The organism is Atopobium fossor DSM 15642 (genome assembly GCF_000483125.1).
In the GTDB taxonomy this organism is placed as follows: domain Bacteria; phylum Actinomycetota; class Coriobacteriia; order Coriobacteriales; family Atopobiaceae; genus Atopobium; species Atopobium fossor.
On record NZ_KI519553.1, the window covers coordinates 398284 to 410794 of the forward strand.

Annotated in this window: 10 protein-coding genes; 5 read left to right on the forward strand and 5 right to left on the reverse strand. The window is 44.6% G+C overall.

All coding sequences use genetic code 11. The features are described from left to right. Positions 1-224: 224 nt before the first annotated feature. The 4 genes from G469_RS0104645 to G469_RS0104660 all read left to right on the forward strand — a co-directional run bounded on the left by G469_RS0104645 (position 225) and on the right by G469_RS0104660 (position 5312). On the forward strand, positions 225-1100 hold the full coding sequence (locus tag G469_RS0104645) for a hypothetical protein (protein WP_028264054.1): 876 nt from the start codon (positions 225-227) through the stop codon (positions 1098-1100). 176 nt (positions 1101-1276) lie between these two features. Next, positions 1277-2728 carry an aspartate ammonia-lyase gene (locus G469_RS0104650; RefSeq protein WP_028264055.1) on the forward strand — a complete coding sequence of 484 codons (1452 nt, stop codon included), beginning with the start codon at positions 1277-1279 and terminating at the stop codon, positions 2726-2728. Further along, entirely contained in the window at positions 2697-4094 is a 1398-nt protein-coding gene (locus G469_RS0104655; protein WP_028264056.1) for a class II fumarate hydratase, read from the forward strand. The genes G469_RS0104650 and G469_RS0104655 overlap by 32 nt, the downstream gene beginning before the upstream one ends. A gap of 60 nt (positions 4095-4154) precedes the next feature. Then, on the forward strand, positions 4155-5312 hold the full coding sequence (locus G469_RS0104660; RefSeq protein ID WP_028264057.1) for an NAD(P)-dependent malic enzyme: 1158 nt from the start codon (positions 4155-4157) through the stop codon (positions 5310-5312). Positions 5313-5327: 15 nt separating this feature from the next. On the opposite strand, the gene G469_RS0104665 is transcribed toward G469_RS0104660, so the two are convergent. From G469_RS0104665 to G469_RS0104685, 5 genes are all read right to left on the reverse strand, one after another. Continuing rightward, positions 5328-5918, reverse strand: coding sequence for a thymidine kinase (locus tag G469_RS0104665; protein ID WP_028264058.1), 591 nt, complete (start codon positions 5916-5918; stop codon positions 5328-5330). 76 nt (positions 5919-5994) lie between these two features. Then, positions 5995-6906 carry a phosphatase PAP2 family protein gene (locus tag G469_RS08915; protein WP_156908406.1) on the reverse strand — a complete coding sequence of 304 codons (912 nt, stop codon included), beginning with the start codon at positions 6904-6906 and terminating at the stop codon, positions 5995-5997. A 55-nt stretch (positions 6907-6961) separates the two neighbouring features. Then, on the reverse strand, positions 6962-7828 hold the full coding sequence (locus tag G469_RS0104675; RefSeq protein ID WP_051353766.1) for a TatD family hydrolase: 867 nt from the start codon (positions 7826-7828) through the stop codon (positions 6962-6964). Between the two features lie 19 nt (positions 7829-7847). Continuing rightward, complete coding sequence (locus G469_RS0104680; RefSeq protein ID WP_211225404.1) at positions 7848-8621, reverse strand: tRNA threonylcarbamoyladenosine dehydratase; 774 nt, start codon at positions 8619-8621, stop codon at positions 7848-7850. Further along, a complete protein-coding gene (locus G469_RS0104685; RefSeq protein WP_028264061.1) occupies positions 8614-9570 on the reverse strand; it encodes a putative ABC transporter permease in 957 nt (318 codons plus the stop codon). The genes G469_RS0104680 and G469_RS0104685 overlap by 8 nt, the downstream gene beginning before the upstream one ends. 193 nt (positions 9571-9763) lie before the next feature. On the opposite strand from G469_RS0104685, the gene G469_RS0104690 reads away from it, so the two are divergent. Further along, positions 9764-12451, forward strand: coding sequence for a valine--tRNA ligase (locus G469_RS0104690; RefSeq protein ID WP_028264062.1), 2688 nt, complete (start codon positions 9764-9766; stop codon positions 12449-12451). Positions 12452-12511: the final 60 nt, after the last annotated feature.

Genomic DNA, 12511 nt, shown 5'->3' on the forward strand with positions numbered 1-12511 from the left:
TGTCGTGCAGCTGCATATAGATATAGTAGGTTATTGGCTTTTTGGCACTACCAATTTTAGCTTGCAATTTACTATGCAACCAAAAGTTGCGCAGTTGCGTATGAAAAAACTTATATTTTTTGAGTAGACCTTTTGTTGATGGGTAAAAATTTTCTTAACTACACATTACTGTGTTATAAAAAGACAACTGCTGTGGTGTTTTAGGTATTCGATTGGATGCATCTATGCAAACCACGAGACTCAAACTTATCTTGCACCGATTTGCTATTCCAGTTTTGGGTGGATTGGGATTTGTACTGCTTGCACTCACACACCATATTCATTTTATTCCCTTGGTGCATAATGTTATTCTGCTCATCTCTTTTGTCTGTGAGGCAGCTGCTTTGGTCTTGATGTTTCTTCTCGTAAAGCAGCTATCTATTAAAAAGATCTTTCGTATTTTAATTTATATAGTGCTCGTGCTGCTTAGTGTAGCCTCTTGTTTTGCGAACTTTCTTTTATTTTCCTTGGATGTTCGTAGCTTGGCTCATTTTGAGTATCAGAACCAAACGTATTATTACAACTATGAGGGTTTTATCGATCCTTACTACGGCATATACAGACAAAATGATGCATTAACCACAACAAAAATTGGTGAGTATTACAACTATATAGGTTCCCCCGATACCCTGAGCGAGCAAGACAAGCAGATTATTGTTATTCAGGCAACTCAAGATGGCATGCGTCGTGCGGGTGATACAAAGTCTTCTTCTGTTCAGTCATCTGCAGAGAAAAACAGCAATAACCAGGAGAGCATTAGCACTGCTGATGAAATAAGCGCGCTGCTTAATACACTTAAACCAAGTGATGTTATTCGTATTCAAAATTCGTCATATGGCTTAGTGTGGATAGATAAAGCCATGGCTCAATATAGGTGGATATTCGTTGTAATAGATGAACAAAACATCAGGTATATATCTGAGCTTCCTGCTACAAGCGCAACGGTAGAAGGACAGATAGAAGATGAAGGCTCAATACTCGTAACATGTACAGATACCGATGATTCTCAGCAAACCTATCGGTCAACGGATGGTGGACGCACTTGGGAGCTTTCGTCATAAGACAAACCCTAAAGTAACAATGGCCTTCGGAGAACGAATTTGTTTAATCGTCCAAGTCTTTTCCGCTAAGCTGTTAGATATCGTCCGTTTAATTACTCCTCGCTCATATGTACAAAGATATAGCTAACCTATTGTTTATCTTAAGCTAGGAAGCGCTATCGGGAGAGTTTGTGCCTATGAGTAATACTAAATTTCGCTTGGAAATGGATTCAATTGGCCAGAAGGAAGTTCCTGCGGATGCCTATTATGGAATTCAATCTTTGCGTGCATATGAGAACTTTACCATTACGGGTCTTCGTTATTCAACAGAGATGATTGTGTCAATTGCGCAGATTAAAAAAGCGTGCGCAATTACAAATTACCAGGTCAATCGTATGGAAAAGAAGGTATACGAAGCTATTAGTAAAGCATGTGACCTGATTATTGATGGCAAATTTCATGACCAATTTATTGTTGACCCCATTCAAGGTGGTGCGGGTACCTCAATGAACATGAATGCCAATGAGGTTATTGCCAATGTAGCTATTGAGTTGTTGGGTGGTACAAAAGGCGATTATAGTCTTGTAAACCCAAATGATGATGTTAATTGTGGTCAATCAACCAATGACGTATTCCCTTCATGTGGCAAAATCACTGCACTCAAGCTGCTTATTCGTGCAACAGAACAGCTCAAGCGCTTACACACTGCCTTGTTACTTAAGGCTACAGAGTTCGATCATGTCATTAAGATGGGACGTACGCAACTTCAAGATGCAGTGCCTATTCGCTTGGGTCAAGAATTTCATGCTTATGCCGTAGCTATCGGTAGAGATATTGACCGCTTTGAGCAAGCAAAAGAAGAGATGCGCTCACTTAACATTGGTGGTACAGCTATTGGTACGGGCATCAACGCAGATGTTGGATACATGAATAATGTGGTTAAAAACCTTTCACAAGTGACTGACCTACAACTTGTGCAAGCAGAAGACCTTATCGATGCCACACAAAATTTGGATGGCTATGTTGCGGTATCAGGCACCACAAAATCTTGTGCAGTTAACATGTCAAAGATTGCAAATGATTTGCGCTTGCTTAGTAGTGGTCCTCGTTGTGGATTTCACGAGATTAACCTTCCGCCCAAACAAAATGGTTCCAGTATTATGCCGGGTAAAGTTAATCCTGTTATTCCTGAAGTAGTTAACCAGGTAGCTTTTAATATTGTGGGAAATGACATTACGGTTACTATGGCGGCAGAGGCAGGTCAACTAGAGCTTAATGCCTTTGAGCCCGTGTTGTTTTACAACCTCTTTCATTCTATTGAGCAAATAGAGCGGGTTACGCAAACATTTGTAGATAATTGCATTATGGGAATTACTGCTAACGAGAAACACTGTAAGGAGCTGGTGGATAATTCTGTTGGCATTATTACGGCAATTTGTCCGTATGTTGGTTATGCAAAAGCTGCAAGCATTGCTAAAAAAGCAATTGCGACTGGTGCTAGTGTTAAAGAACTTATTCTAAAAGAACAGCTTTTAACAGAAGAAGAGATGAAAACCATCTTTGACCCTTATGCTTTAAGTCGGCCTGGTATTGCGGGAATGGAGCAAATGATTAACGATGGAAAATATCGAGAAGGACAGCGCGTTTAGGGTAGAGCACGATAGTTTAGGTGAAGTCCTCGTTGATGCCAGCCATTTTTGGGGTGCTCAAACACAGCGATCGTATGGCAACTTTTGTATTGGACAACCGCAAGAGCGTATGCCCTTTGAGATTATTTATGCCTTTGCACAGCTTAAAAAAGCTTGTGCACTGGCAAATTATGAGCTCAATCCAACAAAGATGACACAGGAGAAGTGTCAGAGTATTGTTGCGGTCTGTGACAAAATCTTGGCTGGAGAACTTTCGGATGAATTTCCACTGGTGGTGTATCAAACAGGTTCAGGTACACAAACCAACATGAATGTTAATGAGGTAGTGGCAAACGTTACTAACCTCGCAAACGGACAAGGGTTTTTGCATCCCAATGATGACGTTAACATGAGTCAATCCAGCAATGATACCTTTCCTAGTGCTATGCACATTGCGTTCGTAACACAGATTGAGTCTAAGCTTATCCCGAGCCTTAAGCAATTGATTGCAGGGTTTGAGGCAAAAGAGCATGAGTGCAAGGGTGTTATCAAGTCGGGACGCACGCATCTTATGGATGCAGTGCCTATCAGTTTTTCTCAGGAGCTTTCGGGTTATCGGTTTTCTCTGCAGCAAAATCTTGCTTTGTTGCAAGCTGTGTTGGTGCCGCTTAAGCAGCTTGCCATTGGTGCAACGGCTGTGGGTACAGGCCTTAATGCACCTTTACATTTTGATGTAAAGGTGTGCGAGCAGCTTCAAAAACAAACAAACAGTGATTTTGTACCCTGTGCTAATAAATTCCACGCGCTTACCTCACTTGATGAGGTGGTTGCTGTACATGGCGTACTTAAAGCTCTTGCGATGGATCTGTTTAAGATTGCAAATGACATTCGCCTTATGGCAAGTGGTCCACGCTGTGGTCTTAATGAGGTTATCTTGCCTGCTAACGAGCCTGGTAGTTCCATCATGCCTGGTAAGGTTAATCCAACGCAGTGTGAACAAGTTACGCAAGTTGCTGTACAGGTTTTTGGCAATGACGCCAGTATTGGTTTTGCGGCAAGCCAAGGTCAGTTTGAACTCAATGTGTTCTTACCAGTTACTGCCTATAATTTCTTGCAGTCGGTACGCTTGCTCAGCTCATCCATGGATAGTTTTTTGGAGCATTGTTTGCAGGGTTTGAGGGCAAATGAGTCAAAAATGACAGAGAACCTTAATCGTTCACTTATGTTGTCTACACTATTGTCACCAAGCATTGGTTACGAAAAGAGTGCTCAGTGTGCGCTGCTTGCGCATAATAAAGATATTTCTTTGAAGGAAGCTGTGCTGGAGCTTGGTTACTTAAGTTCAGAAGCCTTTGACCAGATATACCATCCGGAGCAGATGATTTAGAAGACTGGATGCTAGACATTAGATATGAAAGACCAAAGATTAGAGACTGAGGGTTAATTAATGAGTGTTTACGATGAATCAATGAAGCTACACGAAGAACTTCAGGGCAAGATTGAAGTTGTTTCCAGAAAGCAGGTTAACACCAAAGAGGAACTCAGCCTTGTATATACACCTGGCGTTGCAGCAGCATGCAAAGCTATCGAGAAGGACGAAGAGCTGTCTTATACCCTTACAAGAAGAGGGCATATGGTAGCGGTTATTACTGATGGAAGTGCCGTGCTTGGTCTTGGTAACATTGGTCCTTGCGCTGGCATGCCGGTTATGGAGGGTAAATGCGCTCTGTTTAAGGAGTTTGGCGATGTAGATGCCTTTCCTCTATGTATTGACTCTACGAATGTGGATGAGATCGTTCAAGCTATCGCGCTTATTTCTAAGAGTTTTGGTGGCATCAACCTTGAGGATATTGCAGCTCCTCGTTGTTTTGAAATCGAGAAACGCCTTAAGGAAACACTTGATATTCCCGTCTTTCACGATGATCAGCATGGGACGGCAATAGTTGTTGCCGCTGCTCTACTGAATGCTTGTAAGGTAAGCAATAAGTCTTTTGAGCATGCAACTATTGTTATTAATGGCTGTGGAGCTGCTGGATGTGCTATTGCCACCTTGCTCCTTAAGATGGGTATTCATGACCTTATCCTGTGTGATAAGGATGGTATTCTTGATCCAGAAACGCAGCAATTAAATCCGGCTCAGCTTGCATTGGCGCAGCAAACAAACAAAAATAATCGTAAGGGCCTGCTTAAGGATGCACTGGTTGATGCGGATGGCTTTATTGGTGTTTCTCGGGCTAATCTTGTAACGCCGCAGATGGTTGCCACCATGAATGACGGTATTGTCTTTGCAATGGCAAATCCTAGTCCAGAGATTTTGCCAGAAGATGCTTTAAAGGGTGGAGCGAAGGTTGTTGGTACGGGGCGTAGCGACTATCCCAATCAGATTAATAATGTCCTCGTATTCCCTGGCATTTTTAAGGGTGCACTGCAAGCTCGTGCAAAAGAAATTACGGATGAGATGCAGATTGCGTCTGCCTATGCCATTGCTTCCATGATTAGCGATGAGGAACTTACACCCACCAATATTCTTCCTTCTGCACTTAATAAGGAAGTGGCTGATGTAGTTGCGGCACAAGTTGTAAAAGCTTGGGAAGCTACACAGTAAAGGTACGCAAAAGTATTAGTTTAATTGAGCGATGCGGTAGTAGCAGTCTGCACAAACGGACTTATAGGTAACATCTGCCTGGTCATCAATCTCAATCTGCTTGCCTTCAAATGATGGTTTATTGTTAATAAAGCGCATGTTAAAGGTTGCTTTTTTGCCACAGGAGCAAATGGTTTTAATTTCTTTAATATCGTCTGCAATTTCTAACAAGCGAGTGGCACCAGGAAAACCATCAGTCCTGAAGTCTGTACGTAAGCCGTAGCACATAACAGGGATACTCTTGGTGTGAGCAAAAACGTGCAGTTGGTTTACCTGCTGAGGAGTTAAAAACTGGGATTCATCTACCAATACGCAAGCAATTTTCTTATTAAGCTTCTCAAACACATGAGCAAGGACTTCCTGCATGTTGTCTTGGCGATGTACTAAATGGTCAACCGTGCGTAATGTACCAAGTCTACTAACAACGGTGTTGTCACCCTTAGTGTCTACAGAAGGCTTGAGCACTACTACGTGCATACCACGCTCTTCATAGTTGTAAGCAACCTGCAGCAGGGAGGTAGACTTTCCGCAGTTCATAGCGCCGTAGGTGAAATACAACTTAGCCATAAGGCCATCCTTTGCTCAAAAAGCGCTTGTGTAGTTAGACATAAGCGTCAAAAGTTAGTATGTGGTGCGGCATCTATTATTGCGCATTTGTGCTGTGGTGTCCTTGGTGCTTTTCTATAGATTGGGTAAGCGCAGGGCCACCAACCATACCCGCAAGCACCAATAAAAATCCCGTACAGAACTTGTAGGCAAAACCAGATTGAGTAAAGAACTTAAGGGGCATCAAAATGCCTAGGTGACAAGCGGCAATAAGGCTTAGACCACACACAACGCGTAGAGCAATTTGACGCTTGTTGGACTGATCAATAGTAAAGTTTACAAAGCGCTTCTCGGCCCACCAAGAAACTCCCAATCCAGCAAGAAGCCCTGCAGTAGTAAAAGCATCCTTTTGCATCTCCACCACATTGATGGTGGTGGCAATTCCTTGGGTGGGATAAGGCTTGAGTACGGTATACAGCATAAGGGCCAGTGCTGTAAACAAAAAGGTAAGTGCAACGGTAATGGGGGAGGTGGTTTTGCGCTCCATCCAGTTGAGAAGATGTGCACTAAGCCATAGAGAAAGTATACCTATGGCTATACCTACCAGGACGTCTTGGGGAGTGTGTACGCCCAAGATATTACGCGAAAACGCTGCTAGTCCAATGAGAAAAATAGCAAGAGGAATAACCCAGCTACCAAGCTTTCGATAATGCCAGGCAGCGGCTCCAAAAATGGAGGCTGCAGTTTGACTGTGACCACTGGGAAAGGAGTATCCTGTGGCTCCACCAAGAGCTGCTGGAGACGGGTGAATGTTTGTGGAGCGTAGCCACGGCCGAGGGACGCAAAAGAAGTCTTTAAGTGTTTGATTAATGTTGTTACCCACTGCAAAACTGGTAAGTACATACCAGCCTGCATGTTTATCTATGCACCAGTACAGTGTTGCTATCACAATAACGGCAGCTGGCCCCACTACTATGGATGTTACAAAATTAAAAAAACTATCTAACATAGGTCCTATGGACTCGCGAATACTTTGTAACCATAAGAGATATGAGATGTCCACACTATTCACCTCCTGTTATGCTAGCAAAAACATTGGCAGCATTGTGAGCGAGTTGTGCTTGGAGTGCAAGTGGGTCTATAGCTCGGATATGTGCGAGCTTCTCAATAGTTTGGATAAGCGTGTTTGCAATTTCTTGAGCTGTGAGCTGGGTATGATTGGGCATTGGCAGGTCAGTTTCTGTAAGAAGTTGCTTAATGGGGATTTGACGAGCATATTCACGACCACGCCGTGTATTAAGCATCATGGGGTTTATAGAGAAAAGACAGTCATGCGTGATGGCTTTGTGCAAGGTATCGCTTGGCCCGCTGTACCAATGGAAGATACAAATACAGTGCTTAAGAGCGGTTGTTTGTTCTAGGATTGTAAGGGTTTCTGGGGCAGCTTGCACAGCATGAATGGAAAGCACTCGAGACTGACCATCCGCTTGTGAAGCGTGTGCTGCTGCGGTACAAATTTGAGTAAAGGCTGCAATTTGGGTGTCTTTGGATGCAAGGTTTACATGACTGGAGGAAAAATCAAGACCAATTTCACCCACATAGCGGTGATGCTTTATGAGTTTAGCTGCATACATAAGGTCAGCTTGGCTTATGGAGTTATCCGCAATCCACCATGGATGAGCTCCAATACCAATGCGAAGGTTGGATATGTGTACGTTGTTGTTTGTATTAGTTAGATCTGTTCCCATGTGCAACGCAAACTCAACCGAGCTCTGTGGTGTGACAGGTACCGCAAAACATGCCAGTCCTCTTTGCTGGGCATCTGTACATACTTGTTGAGGGTCATCACAAAAATCTAGGTGTAGATGCATGTCATATAACTGGTAGGTTGTAGAAAATGGTGCGGATGTTATAGCTGTTGTTTGTATCATAGCTATCTCACGCCTGATATTATCGGTGCTTGGTTTGGTTATTAACCAAACCAGTGATGTCACGAATAACACGACCTGCAAGCATGTGTCCCATAAGAGGTGGAATATAGCTCATAGTTCCCAAGATAGACCCCTTGTCCATCTGACCATCACCATCGCCTAGGGCTGGCAGAGGAACCTCATCAGAGTAGAGTACCTGCAACTTGTTAATACCTCGCTTCTTGCATTCCTTGCGCATAATGCGTGCTACGGGACATATGGTGGTTTTCTCGATAGGGGCAAATTGAAAATAGGTAGGGTCAATTTTATTTGCGCCACCCATGGAGCTTATTTCGGGAATACCTTGGTCTTGGCACCACTTTGCTAGTGCAAGCTTTTGAGAGATGGTATCTATAGCGTCCACAAGATAATCCGGGCGAGGAAGGGTATTGAGTACTTCTTCTACAGCTTTGGGTAAAAAAGCGTGAACGATTTGGACCTGCGCGGCAGGGTTAATATCATAAATAAGCTGCGCCATAACCTCTACTTTAGGACGTCCTACGGTACTGTGAAATGCTACAGCCTGGCGATTAATGTTACTGAGTTCTACTGTGTCTCGATCAAGCAAAATAAATTTGCCCACACCTCCACGTGCAAGAGCTTCGGCACAATTTGATCCTACACCACCAATGCCTATGATCATGACGCAGCTATTGGCTAGTTTTACCAAAGCATCTTCTCCCATCACAAGCATGAGGCGTGCCATGGCGGGATTATTAATAATATCGGTAGCCGTGATAGCTGTGTTATCCATGATGTGATCCTTGAGCAATAGTAAGGTTTTGGAATCGAGCGGCGATAAATTCATCAGTATAGTTGGCATCAACCCAGTTTTCAAAGGCGTTTTGTGCAGGAATACCCTCGTCACGTGCTGTTTTGCGACCAAAACATATGACGGTCATAAAAATATCTGCAACCAAATATATGGTGAGCAGCGCTACAAAAATGACCTGCCTTTTTGTGGTAGCCATGCCAATGCGATAAAGCAAATCGGGCATAATGATACGTGTCCATGCAAGTCCCAGCATGCCCCAGAAAAACAAAAAGCGCCAGGCAACCCACTGGGTAATATGATCTGGAAGGTATATATAGGTCCAACTTGATGCATGAAAAAAGGTTTCCATACCCCAACCGGTTAGCTGCTCAAGGCTACCGCCAACCAATACTGATACAAAAAAGATAGTCATACTGCTGGCATTGCGATGACGAAGCTCCCAACAAATAATGGTAAGGAGCACTGCCCCAAAGCCATATAACGGGGAAAACGGACCCCATACCAAGCCCACACGACTTTGTGTAAGGCCAGCCGTTATAAACATCCATATTTCTTCTAGGATGAGTCCAGCAACACTGCCTACCAAGAAGATAATGACAAGCTGGTAAGGTTTAAGCTTCATGTAGGACAAATAGGCATCACGAGCGCGATCTACCGAGTGTTGGATAGCATCACGTTGCTCACGTGTGAGGTGTTTTTGACCCGTGCGGAGGCTCGCGATAATACCATGCTCATGACGGATTTTCTCAGCCTGCGTTACGTAGGCTCTAATTTGAGCGGCATACTGGGCTTCCACAGGCATGTCTTCGCCCACCATGTGGTACACAGAAGTGCCATGTCCAAGCCAAGAGATAAAACGACGAATGCCAGCAATAATTACCCTGAAAACCAACAGGATTACAAGCAGTGATATAAGAGCAATAAGCATACAGGGCTCCAGAGAGTAGAAAACAGATTTTTATTGTCGCACATGCGTCCAGACTATGGTCTTCCTGCAGTAAAACGCACAGGTACATCATCATGATATGACTGTGCCATGCGGCGTGTTATTCTGCTTGTTATACTTATTTGTTCACAAATCTTTTGTCATGTAATCGCACCAAGAGAAGGCAGAGTGTATCGTGGAAGAGATGCCTAAAACGTATGATCCACAAACGAGCGAGCCAGAACTTATCCAAAAATGGATGGATGCTGGCTGCTATCGTCGGAGCAAGGGTGTAGGGGATTGCACAGTTGTTATTCCACCGCCAAACGTTACGGGCATTTTGCATATGGGCCATGCTATGGATGACTCTATTCAGGATACCTTTGTACGCTATAACCGTATGCGTGGTCGTTCTACTCGCTGGATTGTGGGTACCGATCACGCTGGTATTGCAACACAAACCAAGGTAGATAAAAAACTCAAGTCCGAGGGGGTTTCTCGTTTGGAAATTGGTCGTGAGAAGTTCTTGGAGGCTTGCTGGGATTGGACGCATGAGTATGGCGGAACCATCTTAAGTCAGATTAAGCGTATGGGATGTTCGGTAGACTTTGAGGACGAGCAATTTACCATGAGCCCTGCCTATGCACAAGCGGTGCGCAAGGTGTTTGTTCAGTGGTATCACGATGAGCTTATCTATCGCGGCAAGCGTATTGTTAACTGGTGCCCTCACTGCCTGACTGCCATCTCTGACGATGAAGCAGAGTATCGTGATGAGAAGGGCCATCTGTGGTATCTGCGCTATCCTCTTACCGAGCCCGTGGATGGTGTTGAATACATTACCGTTGCTACTACTCGCCCAGAGACTATGCTGGGAGATACAGGCATTGCGGTTTCTCCGTCTGACCCAGACAAGCAAAAGCTGGTGGGCAAGACGGTTATGCTACCCATTGTTAACCGCGAGATTCCTATTTTTGCAGACTGGCATGTAGACGCTGGTTATGGTACTGGCTTTGTTAAGGTAACACCTGCTCATGACCCCAATGACTTTGCTATGGGTGAAGCTCACGATTTGCCAAAGATTAACATTTTTGATGAGACTGCCCATGTGGTAGACGGTTATGGTGAGTTTAGTGGTCTGGACCGTGATGAAGCTCGTAAAGCTGTTGTGGCTTGGTTTGAGCAGCACGAACTTTTGGACCACATTGAGGATCTTGAGCATTCCGTCATGCATTGTTATCGCTGCGATACTACACTAGAACCTTGGCTCTCTGAGCAGTGGTTTGTAGCTGTCGATAAACTCAAAGATCGAGCAACTGAGGTTGTAAAGAGCGGTGAGGTTAGCTTCCATCCCGATCGTTGGACACAAACCTACCTTACGTGGATGGAAAACTTAAAGGACTGGTGCATTTCTAGGCAGCTGTGGTGGGGCCATCGGATTCCAGTGTTTTACTGTGATGACTGTGGCTGGCAAGATGCGCTTATGGAGGACACGGACGTATGTCCCAAGTGTGGAAGTCATCATGTGCATCAGGATGAAGACGTTTTGGACACCTGGTTCTCCAGTCAGTTGTGGACGTTTGCAACACAGGGTTGGCCTTACGATATCGGCCAACTTGCAGACCATCATCCTACCAAGGTACTGGTAACTGCCCGCGATATTATTGCCTTATGGGTTGCTCGCATGGTTATGAGTTCGCTGTACTTTACGGATGAAATTCCCTTTCATGACGTGTATATTTACGCCACTATTTTGGCTAAAGATGGTAGTCGCATGTCCAAATCCAAGGGCAACGGCGTAGATCCTATGGATCTTATGGATAAGTATGGTGCAGACGCCATGCGCTTTAACCTGCTTACTCTTATTACCAACAACCAAGACGTCAAGTTTGATGCCAACATAGACAAAAAGACTAAGCAGCTCATCGACTCACCTCGTACTGAGCAAGCTAAATCGTTTGTTACCAAGATCTGGAATGCAAGCCGCTTTGTACAGATGAATCTTAGTGATTACACGCCTGGTCCTGCCATGGCGCAAACGCCCGAGGATGCTTGGATGTTGTCACGTTTAGCGCGTACAGTGGCACAAATCACCAAGCAGCTAGAAGGTTATGAATTTGGCGAGTATGCCCGTAGTATTCAGTCTTTCTTCTGGAACGAGGTCTGTGACTGGTATATTGAGCTGTGCAAAGGTCGTCTATTGGATGGTACTGCAGATGAGCGCTTGCAGGTGCAGCGCAACCTTGTGTATGTACTTGACGTAAGTTTGCGCATGTTGCATCCCGTTATGCCCTTTGTTACCGAGAAAATCTGGGATGCCTTGCCCGCTTCTGGTTTGGATGCTCATGATGCATCATTCCTTATGCTTGCGCCATGGCCCGAGCCTTCTAAGCTCACTGCTTTTATCAATGATGAGGCCGAAAACAACTTTGAGCTTGCGCGCCGTGTTATTTCCAGCGTGCGTTCTACACGCGCTCGTTATCGCCTGTCTCCCAAAACTGAGCTTGCGGTTGTAGTAAAGACATCCGCAAATGAGCTTGCGGCATTAGAGGCTCAGCATGACTTTATTTGTCGTGTTGGTCGTGTGAGTGAGCTTACGTTGGCAGCAAGCGCAAGTAAGCCTACTGGTAGTGTAACGGTAGCAGATGGCAACCTGGAAATCTATGTTGCTTTGGGAGGCTTAGTAGATCTTTCTGCGGAGGCAGCGCGCATTCAAAAAGAACTTGCCGGTGCTGAGAAGACCTATGCCTCTGTAGCAAAGACACTTGCCAATGAAGCTTTTGTGTCTAAGGCAGCAGCTGAGGTTATTGCTAAAAAGCGTAGTCAAGCAGCTGAGCTTGAGGCCACAATTGCAACACTTACGGCACAGGTAGCAGATCTCAGTTAGACGTTTGAGTAAGTAATTTTGCAGTCTGGCAATTTGTACATCTGCAGCTAAAAGAGGTAC